Origin of the sequence: Corallococcus aberystwythensis (assembly GCF_003612165.1) — a bacterium.
GTDB classification, from domain to species: domain Bacteria; phylum Myxococcota; class Myxococcia; order Myxococcales; family Myxococcaceae; genus Corallococcus; species Corallococcus aberystwythensis.
This window is the reverse complement of sequence record NZ_RAWK01000021.1, coordinates 1-13,951: the sequence shown is the minus strand read 5'-3', so window position 1 is coordinate 13,951 and position 13,951 is coordinate 1. Positions and strand designations below refer to the sequence as shown.

Sequence of the window (13,951 nt, the reverse complement as noted above, 5' to 3'; positions counted from 1 at the left end):
GCAATGCTGCTCGATCCGGGAATGAACCTGACGCTGCGCCCCATGGCGTATCCCGTCTTCTTCGAGATGTACCGCAACGCCATCAAGAACACCTGGACGGTGGAGGAGATCGACTTCTCCACGGACCTGGTGGACCTGCGCTCGAAGATGACGGACGCGGAGCGTCACCTCATCCACCGGCTGGTGGCCTTCTTCGCCACGGGCGACTCCATCGTCGGCAACAACCTGGTGCTCAACCTCTACAAGCACCTGAACGCGCCCGAAGCGCGCATGTACCTGTCGCGCCAGCTCTACGAAGAGGCGCTGCACGTCCAGTTCTACCTGACGCTGCTGGACAGCTACGTGCCGGACCCGGCGGAGCGCGCCAAGGCCTTCGCGGCGGTGGACAACATCCCGTCCATCCAGCGCAAGGCGCGCTTCTGCATGAAGTGGATGGACAGCATCCAGGCGCTGGATCAGGTCCGCACGAAGTCGGACCGCCGCCAGTTCCTGCTCAACCTCATCTGCTTCGCGGGCTGCATTGAAGGCCTCTTCTTCTTCGCGGCCTTCGCCTACGTGTACTTCCTGCGCAGCAAGGGGCTGCTGAACGGCCTGGCCGCGGGCACCAACTGGGTGTTCCGCGACGAGTCCGCCCACATGGCCTTCGCCTTCGAGGCCATCCAGACGGCACGCAAGGAAGAGCCGGAGCTCTTCGACGCGAGCCTGGAGAAGGACGTCGTGCAGATGATGCGCGACGCGGTGGAGTGCGAGACGCAATTCGCCCAGGACCTCCTGAGCGGCGGCGTGATGGGCCTGTCGGTGCAGGAGATGCGCGGCTACCTGGAGTACGTGGCCGACCAGCGCCTCCAGATGCTGGGCATGTCCCCCATCTTCCACACCAAGAACCCGCTGCACTTCATGGACCTGCAGGACGTGCAGGAGCTCACCAACTTCTTCGAGCGCCGCGTGTCGTCCTACCAGGTGGGCGTGGGCGTGGGCGCCGCGAACGACGTCGTCTTCGACGCCGCCTTCTAGTCCGCCCTCCCCTGCCTCCAACACCCAGGCCGTGCCCCGCGACAGCAAGCGAGGCACGGCCTTCGTGCGTCAGACGGGGTGCTCCACGTCACGCGCGCCCGTGATGCGCGCACGGCGCTCCTCCTCCGTCGCCTGCTCCGCGCGCGCGGCGGTGATCTGCACCGCCGGCCGGTTCACCAGCCGGTACACCGCGGAGGCGAAGGCCGCCCCCAACAGCGGCGCGATGACGAACATCCACAGTTGCTCCAGGGCCACGCCTCCCGCGAAGAGCGCCGGCCCCAGGCTGCGCGCCGGGTTCACCGACGTGTTGGTGATGGGGATGCCCACCAGGTGGATGAGCGTCAGCACCAGGCCAATGGCCACGCCCGCGAAGCCCACCGGCGCCCGCGAGTCCGTGGCCCCCAGCACCGTCAGCACCAGCAGGAAGGTGAGCACCACCTCCGCGATGAAGGCCGCCCCGCCGCCATAGCCCTCCGGCGACGCGGAGCCATAGCCGTTGCTGCCCAGCCCCTCCGCCGCCGCGGAGTACCCGCCCGGCGCCCCCTTCGCGATGATCAGCACCACGGCCGCCGCCAGGATGGCGCCCACGCACTGCGCGACGACGTAGCCAGCCAGGTGACGCTTGTCGAACTTGCCCGCCATCAGCAGGCCCACCGTCACGGCCGGGTTCACGTGGCAGCCGGAGATGGGGCCCACCGTGTAGACCATGGCCAGCAGCGACAGCCCGAAGGCGAATGACACGCCCAGGAAGCCGATGCGGTCGCCCGCCAGCACCGCCGCCCCAACGCCACCGAGCACCAGCACGAACGTGCCGACGGCCTCCGCCAGGTACTTCTGCATCGCGTTCCCGCCGGCGGCCGCCGTCCGCGGGGGGGCCCGCATGTTCCCGTCTCGCATGTTCAAGCCTCCTTGGATGTCCAGAGGAGAGGCTGTGCATGCGTGCGCCCCACAACGCGCGAGGGCCTTGCACACGGCCGCCTTGCGGCGCGTGGACAGGGCCCTCGCAGTCTCAACACTCCCACCCCTCGGGGTGGGACACCCGGGCCCTCAGGCGCCCGTGAGCGTCAGGTGTGCTTCCAGACGCCGATGAACGGCAGGTTCCGGTACTTCTCGCCGTAGTCCAGGCCGTACCCGACGACGAACTTGTCCTCGATGACGAAGCCCTTGTAGTCGATGTCCACCTTCGCCTTGGCCCGCGCGGGCTTCTCCAGGAGCGAGCAGATCTTCACCGACGCGGGGTGGCGCGCCCGGAGGTTCTCCAGGAGGAAGCTCATGGTGAGCCCCGTGTCGATGATGTCCTCGATGATGAGCAGGTGCTTGCCCGCCATCGGCTTGGACACGTCCGTGGTGATGCGCACCTCGCCCGTGGACTCCGTGCCGCCGTGGTAGCTGGACACGCCCAGGAACTCGAGCGTCAGCGGCAGGTCGATGGCGCGCGCCAGGTCGATGGCGAAGAACGCGGAGCCCTTGAGCACGCAGATGAGCGTCAGCTCCTTGCCCTGGTAGTCGCGGGTGATGGCCGCGCCCAGCTCCTTCACGCGCGCCTGCACGGCCTCCTCGGAGATGAGGACGCCGACATCCTTCTCGTGGAACGTCACCGGGTGCTCCCTCTACACATAGGCGTTGTTCATGATCTCCCCGAAGCCGCCGCCGCCGGGGACGATGTACTGCCGGTCATCCAGCCCCCGCTCCTTCTCCCACAGGAGGCCCGGCGCGGTGCCGAACACCTCCGGAGGGGACAGGCCACGGTCCAACCGGAGCGCGTAGATGATGACGTCCGGGTGCTCCGTCGTCATCCGGCGCAGGTACTCCGGCGTGACGATGAGGTTGAGCGTGATGATGCGCCGGGCCTTCCCGGGCACCTTCGTCTTGTACAGGTGGATGGCCGTGGACAGGCTGCCACCCGTGGCTCCCATGGGGTCCGGGAAGAGCACGAACGCGTCATCCACGTCCCCGCCAATCTTCGCGCCGCCAATCTCCGAGCCCACCACTGACTGGGCCGCGTCAATCATCCGGCTCATGATGATGTGGTCCTGGCGCACCAGGGACGGGTCCACGGAGAAGTTGAGCAGGTCGTACGTCACCTGCGACGGCAGCGTGCCCGCCCGCGCGATGTTCACCGTCACCACGCGCAGGTGCGGGTCCACCACCTCCCCCTGGTAGATGCCCAGGGGCGTGGAGTCGATCATCCGCGTGGGGATGGTCACCATCTTGCGCGGGAACTCCGCGTTGATGACCGTCTTCACCAGGTCCGCGTACAGCTGCTCCACCAGCCGGTTGATCTGCGGCTGCAGCGTCCCCTTGGCGCACAGTGTGGCCAGCTGGGAGAGGAGAAACGGATTTCCCACCAGATGGACGTTGGACCCATAGTGGTGGGTCATCTCGTTCAACTGGAAGGGCACGTTCGCGTAGAGGGTGTCGCGCATGGGATGGGGCTCTCAGTCGAACAGCTTCAGCGTCTGCGGAGGGCTCGCCTCCGCGGGTTCCGCCACGTGACACTTGCGGCAGCGCGGCTCGTAGGCCCCCGCCGCGCCCACCACCACGCGCTCCTCGCTGCCAATGATGCGCTGTGAACGGTTGGCCGGGTTCCCGCACACCGCGCAGATGGCCAGCTCCTTCGTCACGTACTCCGCCACCGCCATCAGCTGCGGCATCGGTTCAAAGGGGCGCCCCTGGTAGTCCTGGTCCAGGCCCGCGCAGATGACGCGCAGGCCCCGCTGGGCGAGCGCCTCGCACACCTGCACCACTTCACCGCCAAAGAACTGCACCTCGTCAATGCCCACCACCTGCGTGTCGGGGGACAGGTGCCGGAAAATTTCTTCAGCCCTTTCGATGGGCAGGGACGTCAATTTCAACTGGGAATGGCTCACCACCTGCGTGTCGTCATAGCGGGTGTCGATGCGCGGCTTGAACACCCGCACCTTCTGCCGGCCGTACAGCGCGCGCTTGACGCGACGGATCAACTCTTCCGTCTTGCCGGAGAACATCGAGCCGCAGATGACTTCTATCCACCCGATATCTTTGGGGAATTGATGCAAGGGACACTCGTCGGGAAGGGCGGAAGCGCGGCCAATCTCCGCTGGCCACCCCTTCCCGTCAATTTCGTTTCCGGCTGCCAGGCCCCCCACCCGCGCCGCCTGCCCGGCTGCTTCCGGGAAGCCCGGTAAAGCCCTGGCAAGGGATTTGAATAGCCCTGCCCCCAGGTAGCACGGACGAGAACCTTGGGGGTGGGGCGTGGCGGCGACGGCGAACGAGGTGCAGTCGGGGAGTTGGGCGCAGCAGGCTTCTTTCTACATGTCACCGGCGTCGGTGGCGCTGCTGATGCTGAACCTGCTGGACGGGCTGTTCACCCTGCTCTTCCTGCAGCTGGGAGTGGCGGAGGAGCTCAACCCGGTGATGCGCGTGGCGTATGAGCAGTCACCGCTGCTGTTCATGTTCTCCAAGCTGCTCATCGTGAACGCGGGGCTGTGCTTGCTGTGCCTGCACCGCCGGCTCAAGGCCAGCCGCTTCGCCATCCGCGCGGGCGCCATCGTGTACGCCATCATCGTGGTCTACCATCTGGCCTTCCTCACCCACCTGGTGAGTCACTGGCCCTTCGGGGCATAGCGGCTGGCGGGGCAGTGAACGGTCCCCGGTGTGACGGGTAGGGGGTGCTTGCTTTTCACCTCCGGTCTGTCCCAGGCTTCCCCATAGCTCCGATCTTCCAGGTTCGGGGGGGGACCATGAACATCACCGACGTCCGGGTGTTTCCGGTCGAAGAGGACAAACTCAAGGCGTACGTCACCATCACCTTGGATCACTGCTTCGTCGTACGCGACTTGAAGGTGATCCACGGCTCCACCGGGCTCTTCATCGCGATGCCCGCGAAAAAACGGAAGGACGGGACCTACAAGGACATCGCCCATCCGTTGAACGCGGACACGCGCAGCCAGATGGAGCGCGTCATCCTCATTGAGTATGAGAAACACCTTCACCAGGCGCAGAGCGGGACGCTCGGTCCCGTGGCCGTGGAACTCGACTAACGAACTTCCCTTCGGGGCGCGCACGGGTTAGTCAGCGCCCCCATGCAGCCGTCGCGTGACTTCAAGGTGTTCGCCGGGAACTCCAACCCGGCGTTGGCGCAGCGCATCTGCGAGTACCTCCAGCGTCCCCTGGGCAATGCGACGGTGGACACGTTCTCCGACGGGGAGATCCACGTCGAGATCGGCGAGAACGTGCGTGGGCAGGACGTGTTCATCGTCCAGTCCACGTGCCCGCCGACAAACCACCACCTGATGGAGCTGCTCATCATGTGCGACGCCCTCAAGCGGGCGAGCGCCGGCTCCATCACCGCCGTGATGCCGTACTACGGCTACGCGCGGCAGGACCGGAAGGTGGCGGCCCGCACGCCCATCACCGCGAAGCTGGTGGCGGACATGCTGGAGGTCGCGGGGGTCAACCGGGTGGTGTCCATGGACATGCACGCCGGGCAGATCCAGGGCTTCTTCAACATGCCCTCGGACCACCTCTACGGCTCGCCGGTGTTCCTGGAGGACATCCGCAAGCGCTTCACGGAGACCAGCGAGCTGGTCATCGTCAGCCCGGACGCCGGCGGCGTGGAGCGCGCGCGCGCCTACTCCAAGCGGCTGAACACCGGGCTGGCCATCATCGACAAGCGCCGCCCGCGCCCCAACGCGTCGGAGGTGATGAACCTCATTGGCGACGTGAAGGGCAAGGACGCCATCCTGGTGGACGACATGGTGGACACCGCGGGCACGCTCGCGCAGGCGGCCCTCGCGCTGAAGGACAAGGGCGCGCGCCGGGTGCTCGCGTACGCGGTGCACCCCATCCTGTCCGGCCCCGCCATCCAGCGCATCACCGACTCCGTCCTGGAGGAGGTCGTCTTCACGGACACGGTGCCGCTCGCGCCCAATGCCAAGGCGTGCCCGAAGATCCGCGCGCTCCAGACGGACGCCCTCTTCGGCGAGGCCATCGCGCGCATCCACCGCGCGGACTCACTGAGCTCGCTGTTCGTCTGAGCGGAAGGGCCGCCTGGAGGCCGGGCGGCTTGACGAAAGACCCCGGGGGCTGGCATGTCCGGCCCCCTGCACCGGTTCCACGGGCCTCACGGCCCGGGCGCCGTCTTCGGGGCCCACCATGGGGGTGGGATGCCGAGGGCGCCCGATGGACCGGTGAACACCGCAGTCCCCCACTGAAAAGAGCGATTTCCATGGCCACCGACAAGAGCACCCTCGAAGCGCAGGCCCGTGATGGTTCCGGCAAGGGCGTTGCCCGCCGCCTGCGCGCGGCCGGCCAGGTTCCCGCCGTCGTCTACGGCAAGCACCTGAAGGCGCCGCTGCACATCTCCGTGAACCCGAAGGCCATCCGCACGGCCATCAACACCCCGCACAAGCTGAACACGCTCATCCAGCTGAAGCTGGCCGGCAATGAGCAGCAGGTCCTGCTGAAGGACTACCAGATGGACCCGCTCACCCGGGACATCCTGCACGCGGACTTCATCGCCGTGCGTGACAACGACCAGGTGAAGGTGAACCTGCCCGTCGTGCTCACCGGCAAGGCCCCGGGCGTGGCGGAGGGCGGCCTGCTCACGCAGATCCGCCGCAACCTGGAGGTCTGGGCGCTCCCCGGCGCCATCCCGCTCCAGATTGAAGTGGACGTCTCCAACCTGAACATCGCGGAAGCCATCCACGTGAACGACGTGAAGCTCCCCGAGGGCGTGTCCGTGAAGACGCACGTCAACTACACCATCGCCGTCCTCGCCGCGCCGGAAGCGGCGGAAGCGGCCCCGGCGGCGGCGGCTGCTGCTGCCGCGGCGGCTCCGGCGGCCGCGAAGGCGGGCGACGCGAAGGCCCCCGCGGCGGCGGCCAAGGCCCCGGCGGCGGCCGCGGCCAAGGCCCCGGCGAAGAAGTAGTCCTCTTCCGCCGTTCGGTGTCTTTTCGCGGGGCGGGCCTCTTCCAGGGCCTGCCCCGCTGTCTTTTTCCGGGCGCGGAGCCTTCAGGGCCCCGCCCCTCCTCCGGAGCCTTCCATGAAGCTCATCTGCGGGCTGGGCAACCCCGGGCGCGAATACGAGCGGCACCGCCACAACGTCGGCTTCATGGTGGTGGACGCGCTGCTCGCGCGCGCCCGCGCGGAGCTCACCCAGGACAAGTTCCAGGCGCGGGTGGGCCAGGGGAGCCTGGGCGGCGAGCGCATCCTCTTCGTGGAGCCGCAGACGTACATGAACCTGTCGGGCCGCTCGGTGGCGGAGGCCGCGCGTTTCTACAAGGTCGCCGTGCAGGACGTGCTCGTGGTGCACGACGAGCTGGACCTGCCCTTCGGGCGGCTGCAGCTCAAGGCGGGCGGCGGCGCGGGTGGGCACAACGGCCTCAAGAGCATGGTGCAGTGCCTGGGCGAGGACGCCTTCATCCGCGTGCGGGTGGGCATTGGCAAGCCGGAGGGGCCCAACGCCAAGGAGCGCGTGGCGGGCTACGTCCTGTCCAACTTCGATGACGGCGAGCGCCGCGCGCTGGAGGAGCTCATCGCCAAGGCGGCGGACATGGCGGAGAGCTGGGTGCGTGACGGACTGGCCACGGCGATGAACCGCCACAACCGCCGGGCTTGAAGCGGCGGGCCGGCCGCCTGCCCCCTCTTCCCCTGGCCGCGCTTGACTTTCCAGGAGGGGTCCTCCTAGAAGCCCCTTCCCCCGAAGTGTGACCCACGCTTCAAGGGGATGTTCTTTCAAAGCTTCCCGTGTTGACGCACGGGCCAAGGCGCGATGGTGACGGGCGCGCGAGAGGATTTCCCGTTCCCGGTGGTGGCCTTCGAGGGTCACCGGCCGTTTCCCCGCTCCCCGGATGGTCCGGGGGGCACTCGACCCCAAGGGGAGAGAAACATGGCAGAGACGCAGGCCGCCAAGCGGCTTCGTGAGTACGAGACCATCTTCCTGGTCAAGCCGGACCTCACCGACGACAACGTGGACAAGCTCAAGGAGCGCGTCCGCGGCATCGTTTCGCGCGAGGGCGGCAAGGTCCTCCGCTTCACGGTGTGGGGGAAGAAGAAGACGCTGTTCCCCGTGGCCAAGCAGCCGCGCGCCATCTACGTCCACACGAGCTTCCTGGGTGACGGCAAGCTGGTGGCGGAGATCGAGCGCAACCTGCGCAACCTCGACGAGGTCACCCGCTACATCTCCGTGAAGATCGCGGACGAGGTGGACCCCGAGTCGCGTCCGGTGCTCGAGGACCTCAAGCTGGCCGGCGACGTCGAGGAGACCCGTCCGGGCGCTCCCGCCGAGCGCGAGGGTGGCGGCTTCCGGAGCGAGGCGCCGGAGTTCGCGGCTGTCGATTCGGAAGAGGAGTCCGCGGAGGAGGCGTAAGCCTCTTCTGACGGGACCTTCCCCCAACCTTCCAGGAAACGAGAACGTTCATGAGCAACGGCATGGATAGCAAGCAGGGCGCGGGCGCTTCCCGCGGCCCCGGTGGTGGCGGTGGCGGCTACGGCGGCGGTTCGCGCGGTGGCGACCGTGGCGGTGATCGCGGCGGTGACCGCGACCGTGGTGGTGATCGTGGCGACCGCGGCGGCATGGGCGGCGACGACGACAAGCGCGGTGGTCGTGGCTTCGGCCGCAAGAAGGTCTGCCGGTTCTGCGCGGAGAAGAACGCGTCGGTGGACTTCAAGGACCAGGCGACGCTGAAGTACTTCGTCACCGAGCGCGGCAAGATCATCCCCCGCCGCATCTCCGGCAACTGCGCGAAGCACCAGCGTGAGGTGGCGGTCGCCATCAAGCGCGCCCGCGGCATCGCGCTCCTCCCCTACAACGCGGTGGTCGGCTAGTCGCCGGTCCGCAACACAGGAGACAGGAACATGAAGGTCATTCTGCGTGAGGACATCGACAACCTCGGCAAGTCCGGCGAGCTCGTCACGGTGAAGGACGGCTTCGGCCGCAACTTCCTTCTGCCGCGCAAGAAGGCGGTCCTGGCGAGCGCACAGAACATGCGCCAGCTGGAGCACGAGAAGTCCGTGCAGACCGCTCGCAGCGCCAAGCTGAAGGGCGCCGCCGACGAGCAGGCCAAGAAGCTGGGCAACGTCAAGGTCACCATCAAGCGCAAGGTGGGCGAGCAGGACAAGCTGTTCGGCTCCGTGACGGTGCTGGACATCGCCGAGGCGCTCGCGGCCCAGGGCCAGCAGGTGGATCGCCGCCAGCTGCACCTGGCCGAGCCCATCAAGTCGCTGGGCAGCTACGACGTGGAGCTGCGCCTGCACCGCGAGGTGACGGCGAAGATCAAGGTCGACGTGGTGGCCGAGTAGTCCACCGCATCACCTGAAGCGCTCCATGGCTTCACAGGGAAGGGTCGTCCGGGCAACCGGGCGGCCCTTTTCGCGTCTCCAGGGCCCTGGGCTGGGGCCGGGGCGTCCGGTTCGCGCCGCCGGCGGTCCGTTCCACGGCATCCGCGTGGAGGCCGTGGCGGAGGCGTGGGTACATCAGCGGCGGACACCGCCTGGAGGTCCCACCGCATGAACGCTCCCGCCCGCCCCACCGCCATGCATCACCCCGACCTGGACTGGCTCCGGGTGCTGGCCATCGTGGTGCTGCACCTGTTCCACACCGGGATGATGTTCAACACCTGGGAGTGGCACGTCAAAAGCCCCCAGGCGCTGCCGGTGCTGGAGCCCGTGATGTCCGTGCTGCACCTGGTGCGGATGCCGCTGCTGATGGTCATCTCCGGCGCGGGCACCGCGTTCGCGCTCCGGCGGCGCACGCTGGGAGCGTTCACGAAGGACCGGACGAAGCGGCTGTTGTTGCCGCTGGTGTTCGGCATGTTCGTGGTGGTGCCGCCGCAAATCTACGTGGAGCGGCTGTTCCGGGGGCAGTTCCACGGGAGCTACGCCGCGTTCTACCCGACGGTGTTGGACTTCGTGCCCTACCCCGCTGGCAGCTTCAGCTGGCACCATCTGTGGTTCGTGGCCTACCTGTTCATCTACTGCCTCCTGGCCCTGCCCCTGTTCGCGGCGCTGCGCACGGAGCGCGGTGGAAGGGTCCTCGCGTGGACGGACGCGTGGCTGTCGCGCGGGGTGAACGTGCTGTGGCTCGCGGTGCCGCTGGTGCTCACGCGGGTGCTCCTGCGCGACCACCCGGAGACGCACGCGCTGTTCGATGATCCGCGCACCTTCCTCGTCTACGGCCTGCTCTTCCTGTACGGCCACCTCCTGGGCCGCTGCCCGGGCGTGTGGGGCCGGCTGGTGGCGCTGCGCCACGGGCTGCTCGCCCTCTTCCTGGTGGCGCTCGTGGTGGAGATGGTGTGGCCGTGGCCGGTGATGCCGGTGGTGCCCGCCATCGTGGGGGGCACCGTCCTCATCTGGAGCGGGCTGCTGGTGGCGCTGGGCTACGCGCGGAGGCACGTCCGCGTGTCCCCGGCGTGGCTTCCGCGCGCGCAGGCGCTGTCGTATCCGTTCTACATCTTCCACCAGACGGTCATCGTCTGCGTGGGCTACCTGTGCCTGCGCCTGCCGGTGGGGCCGTGGGCGATGCTGCTCGTGGTGCTCACCGCGTCCTTCGCCGTCACGCTGGCGCTGTGCGAGGGCGTATCCCGCGTGTCGTGGCTGCGGCCGCTCTTCGGCATGAAGCCCCGGGCCGCGCGTCCAGCCGTCCTGACGCCGGAGGCGGTGGGTTGAGCGCCTGGGACGAAGCTCCCTCCACGCGTTGGCGCTGGCCCCGGCTGCGGGTGCGCCCGGCGCTGAAGGTCCTGGCGTTCTGCGTGGCGCTGGGCCTGTGGCAGGGCAGCGCGGTGCGGCTGACGCAGCTCATGCGGCCGCACCCCGGGCCGTGGGCCCCGGCGTTCATCTGGGAGCTGACGAGCGCGGTGACAGTCGGACTGCTGCTGCCCCTCCTGATGACGGCGGTGCTCAACGCGCCGTCGCCCCGGGTGGGCTGGCCGCGCTTCCTGGGCATCCACGCGGCGGCGTTCCTCCTCTTCACCTCGCTGCACGTCGCGGGGATGGCGGGGCTGCGTCACGCGGTCTACGCGGTCCTGGAGCTGGGGGACTACGACCTGGGGCCTCCCGTGTACGCGCTGCCGATGGAGGCGCAGAAGGACCTCATCTCCTATGGCTTGAGCTGCGCGGTCATCGCGCTCCTGTACGAGTGGCGGGAGCGGCAGGCCCGGGCGCTGCGCTCGGCGGAGCTGGAGGGCGAGCTGCGGGCCGCGCAGCTCCAGTCGCTCACGGGCCAGCTGCACCCGCACTTCCTCTTCAACGCGCTGCACACCATCGGGTCGGTGATGTACGAGGACCTGCCGCGCACGGACCGGCTCCTGAGTGACCTGGGCCAGCTGCTCCGCGCGAGCCTGGAGCGCACCGAGCCCACCTGGACGCTGGCCGAGGAGCGAGGGCACACCGAACGTTTCGTCGCGCTGCTCGCGGCGCGCTTCGGCGACCGGCTGGAGGTGCGCTGGGACGTGGCGCCGGGGCTGGAGTCCCAGCGCGTGCCGTGCTTCGCGCTACAGACGCTGGTGGAGAACGCGGTGAAGCACAACCAGGACCGGGTGGGGACGCTGGAGGTGCGCATCCGCGCTCGCGCCGAAGCGGACCGCTGGGCGCTGGAGGTGGAGGACACCGGGCGCGGCTTCGGAGCGCCCTCCCCCGCCTCGGGCCCTGGCGTGGGACTGACGCAGCTGGGACGCGTGCTCACGCTGCTGCACGGCGACCGGGCCCGCCTGGAGCGCGGCGCGGGGCCGGAGGGCGGCGCGAGGGTCACGGCGTGGCTGCCGCGAAGGGAGGCCGGATCATGACGGTGTTCCGCGTGCTGGTGGTGGACGACGAGGCGCCCGCGCGCGCGAAGGTGAAGCGCCTGCTGGAAGCCGACACGCGCTTCAGCTGCGTGGGCGAGGCCCCGGACGGGACGGAGGCGCTCGCGCGCATCGAGGCGCTGCGGCCGGACCTGGTGGTGCTCGACGTACAGATGCCCGGCCTCACCGGCTTCGAGGTCCTGGAGGCGCTCGGGCCGGACGCCTGCCCCGCGGTCATCTTCTCCACCGCCTACGAACGCTTCGCGCTCCAGGCCTTCGAGGCCCACGCGGCGGACTACCTCCTCAAGCCCTATGACGCGGTCCGCTTCACCCGGGCGCTCGACAAGGCCCATGCGCTGCTCAGCGCGGGCACGCACGGCGCTGGCGCGCTGGACGCCCTGCTCGCCACGGTGGCCCGGGCCCGCCCGGAGCGCCCCCTGGAGCGGCTGGTGGTGAAGGTGGGCGAGGGCTGGGTCCCGTTGCGCCTGGACACCGTGTGGCGCCTGTCCTCGGAGGACAAGTACGTGCGGCTGTACACCGCCCAGGGTGAGCACCTGGTCCGCCAGACGATGCGGGCCCTGGAGGAGCGCCTGGACCCCACCCGCTTCGTGCGCGTGCACCGAAGTGACCTGGTGAACCTGGAGGCCGTGGCCCGCCTGGAGCCGTGGACGCACGGGGACGGCATCCTGGTGCTGAAGGACGGCTCCACGGTGATCCTCAGTCGCACCCACCGGGAGGCCTTCCTCCAGCAGTGGGGCGCCGCCGAATAGGCCGACGCGCCGGGTGGGTTCACCCGGGGGCCGGGCGGAGGTGCCACGGCGGGTCGCGGCATCCCTCCCGGGCCTACCGGGTGCTACAGGTCTGTTGCCTGGAAACTGGACGTTCGCTGGAACGTGTCAGACGCTGCCTGTAGAGGTTCCAAGCAGCCATGCAGAACGTCCTGGACGGTAGGGAAGGTCGGCGGGTCCACGAGGATCTCGCCGCGGAGCGTGCGGTGCTGGGCGCCGTGCTGGCGGACAACGGGCTCATCACGCCCGTGGCGGAGGTCGTCCACGCGGACGACTTCGCCAGCCCTTCGCACGCGCAGATCTTCGCCGCGATGATGCGGCTGGATCAGCAGAGCAAGCAGGTGGACCACCTGACGCTCGCGGAGGAGCTGAAGATCCTCGGCCAGCTGGTCGCGGTGGGCGGTCCCGCGTACCTGATGGGCCTGGACCAGGTCGTCCCGCTGGCGGCCAACGCCGTGCAGTATGCCCACATCGTCAAGGACCAGGCGCTGCGCCGGCGCCTGGCCGGCGTGGGCCGGGAGATCCAGGAGCTCGCCAGCCAGGAGACGGGCGAACTGGACGTCCTGCTCGACGAGGCCGAGCGCAAGGTCTTCCTCCTCGCGGAGAAGAAGCGCGAAGGCGACCTGCGGCCGGTCAGCGAGCTGATGGAGCAGACGCTCGACCTGCTGGACAAGATGAAGACCGCGAACACCGGCGTGACCGGTCTGTCCACGGGCTACATCGACCTGGACAATCAGCTGACCGGCCTGCACGCCGGTGAGCTGATCATCCTCGCGGCGCGTCCCGGCGTGGGCAAGACGTCCTTCGCCATGAACATCGCGGTGCACGCGGCGCTCAAGGAGAACAAGGCGGTCGGCATCTTCAGCCTGGAAATGCCCGCGGATCAGCTGCTCATGCGTCTGCTCGCGTCCACGGCGCGCGTGGACATGAAGAAGCTGCGCGGCGGCCGGCTCTCCCCGCACGACGAGGAGAAGTTCCAGGAGATGGCGGGCGCCCTCTACAACGCGCCCATCTACATCGACGACTCGGGTGGCCTGTCCCCGTTCGACCTGCGCGCGAAGGCGCGGCGCGTGAAGCAGAAGGACCCCCGCCTGTCGCTGCTCGTCATCGACTACCTCCAGCTGATGCACCAGAAGGGCAAGGTGGAGAGCCGCCAGTTGGAAGTGGCCGAAATCTCCCGCGCGCTCAAGCAGCTGGCCAAGGAGCTGGAGGTGCCCATCATCGCGCTCAGCCAGCTCAGCCGTAAGGTGGAGGAGCGCAAGGGTGGCAAGCCCATGCTGTCGGACCTGCGTGAGTCCGGCTCCATCGAGCAGGACGCCGACGTGGTGATGTTCATCCACCGCGAGACGGAGGAGGACGGCGGCGAAGGAGGTGGCGGTTGGGGTGGTG

The 13,951-nt window shown here is 68.7% G+C and carries 17 protein-coding genes; 13 read left to right on the top strand and 4 right to left on the bottom strand.

Features of this window, described 5'->3' with window-relative positions; translation table 11 throughout:
* The first annotated feature begins 3 nt into the window (after window positions 1-3).
* Window positions 4-1,014: a ribonucleotide-diphosphate reductase subunit beta gene (locus D7W81_RS05430; RefSeq protein WP_120554245.1), complete on the top strand. Its 1,011-nt coding sequence runs from the start codon at window positions 4-6 to the stop codon at window positions 1,012-1,014.
* A gap of 69 nt (window positions 1,015-1,083) precedes the next feature.
* On the opposite strand, the gene aqpZ is transcribed toward D7W81_RS05430, so the two are convergent.
* From aqpZ to D7W81_RS05410, 4 genes are all read right to left on the bottom strand, one after another.
* Entirely contained in the window at window positions 1,084-1,911 is an 828-nt protein-coding gene (gene aqpZ / locus D7W81_RS05425; protein WP_120554244.1) for an aquaporin Z, read from the bottom strand.
* 167 nt (window positions 1,912-2,078) lie between these two features.
* Window positions 2,079-2,612 carry a hypoxanthine phosphoribosyltransferase gene (hpt, locus tag D7W81_RS05420; RefSeq protein WP_120554243.1) on the bottom strand — a complete coding sequence of 178 codons (534 nt, stop codon included), beginning with the start codon at window positions 2,610-2,612 and terminating at the stop codon, window positions 2,079-2,081.
* A 12-nt stretch (window positions 2,613-2,624) separates the two neighbouring features.
* On the bottom strand, window positions 2,625-3,440 hold the full coding sequence (locus tag D7W81_RS05415) for a uracil phosphoribosyltransferase (RefSeq protein ID WP_120554242.1): 816 nt from the start codon (window positions 3,438-3,440) through the stop codon (window positions 2,625-2,627).
* A 12-nt stretch (window positions 3,441-3,452) separates the two neighbouring features.
* Window positions 3,453-4,052 (bottom strand): thymidine kinase, encoded by a 600-nt coding sequence (locus tag D7W81_RS05410; RefSeq protein ID WP_120554241.1) that lies wholly within the window; start codon window positions 4,050-4,052, stop codon window positions 3,453-3,455.
* 196 nt (window positions 4,053-4,248) lie between these two features.
* Between D7W81_RS05410 and D7W81_RS05405 the strand changes: the two genes are divergently transcribed.
* The 12 genes from D7W81_RS05405 to dnaB form a co-directional block, all read left to right on the top strand.
* The gene (locus tag D7W81_RS05405; protein ID WP_120554240.1) at window positions 4,249-4,620 is read left to right on the top strand and encodes a DUF5658 family protein; all 372 of its coding nucleotides are present in this window, start codon (window positions 4,249-4,251) and stop codon (window positions 4,618-4,620) included.
* A gap of 116 nt (window positions 4,621-4,736) precedes the next feature.
* Window positions 4,737-5,036 (top strand): septation regulator SpoVG, encoded by a 300-nt coding sequence (gene spoVG, locus D7W81_RS05400; RefSeq protein ID WP_120554239.1) that lies wholly within the window; start codon window positions 4,737-4,739, stop codon window positions 5,034-5,036.
* 42 nt (window positions 5,037-5,078) lie between these two features.
* The gene (locus tag D7W81_RS05395) at window positions 5,079-6,032 is read left to right on the top strand and encodes a ribose-phosphate pyrophosphokinase (RefSeq protein ID WP_120554238.1); all 954 of its coding nucleotides are present in this window, start codon (window positions 5,079-5,081) and stop codon (window positions 6,030-6,032) included.
* A gap of 191 nt (window positions 6,033-6,223) precedes the next feature.
* Window positions 6,224-6,925, top strand: coding sequence for a 50S ribosomal protein L25/general stress protein Ctc (locus tag D7W81_RS05390; protein ID WP_120554237.1), 702 nt, complete (start codon window positions 6,224-6,226; stop codon window positions 6,923-6,925).
* A 114-nt stretch (window positions 6,926-7,039) separates the two neighbouring features.
* Window positions 7,040-7,615 (top strand): aminoacyl-tRNA hydrolase, encoded by a 576-nt coding sequence (gene pth, locus D7W81_RS05385; RefSeq protein ID WP_120554236.1) that lies wholly within the window; start codon window positions 7,040-7,042, stop codon window positions 7,613-7,615.
* 270 nt (window positions 7,616-7,885) lie between these two features.
* A complete protein-coding gene (gene rpsF / locus D7W81_RS05380; protein ID WP_120554235.1) occupies window positions 7,886-8,365 on the top strand; it encodes a 30S ribosomal protein S6 in 480 nt (159 codons plus the stop codon).
* A gap of 50 nt (window positions 8,366-8,415) precedes the next feature.
* Window positions 8,416-8,823, top strand: coding sequence for a 30S ribosomal protein S18 (gene rpsR / locus D7W81_RS05375; RefSeq protein ID WP_120524744.1), 408 nt, complete (start codon window positions 8,416-8,418; stop codon window positions 8,821-8,823).
* 30 nt (window positions 8,824-8,853) lie between these two features.
* Complete coding sequence (rplI, locus tag D7W81_RS05370) at window positions 8,854-9,297, top strand: 50S ribosomal protein L9 (RefSeq protein WP_120554234.1); 444 nt, start codon at window positions 8,854-8,856, stop codon at window positions 9,295-9,297.
* A gap of 207 nt (window positions 9,298-9,504) precedes the next feature.
* The gene (locus D7W81_RS05365) at window positions 9,505-10,662 is read left to right on the top strand and encodes an acyltransferase family protein (protein WP_120554233.1); all 1,158 of its coding nucleotides are present in this window, start codon (window positions 9,505-9,507) and stop codon (window positions 10,660-10,662) included.
* A complete protein-coding gene (locus tag D7W81_RS05360; RefSeq protein WP_120554232.1) occupies window positions 10,659-11,777 on the top strand; it encodes a sensor histidine kinase in 1,119 nt (372 codons plus the stop codon). The genes D7W81_RS05365 and D7W81_RS05360 overlap by 4 nt, the downstream gene beginning before the upstream one ends.
* Window positions 11,774-12,544: a LytR/AlgR family response regulator transcription factor gene (locus tag D7W81_RS05355; RefSeq protein ID WP_120554231.1), complete on the top strand. Its 771-nt coding sequence runs from the start codon at window positions 11,774-11,776 to the stop codon at window positions 12,542-12,544. Before D7W81_RS05360 ends, D7W81_RS05355 begins: the two co-directional genes overlap by 4 nt.
* Window positions 12,545-12,702: 158 nt before the next feature.
* Window positions 12,703-13,951 (top strand): replicative DNA helicase (dnaB, locus tag D7W81_RS05350; RefSeq protein WP_120554230.1); only part of this gene is annotated, 1,249 nt, incomplete at its 3' end.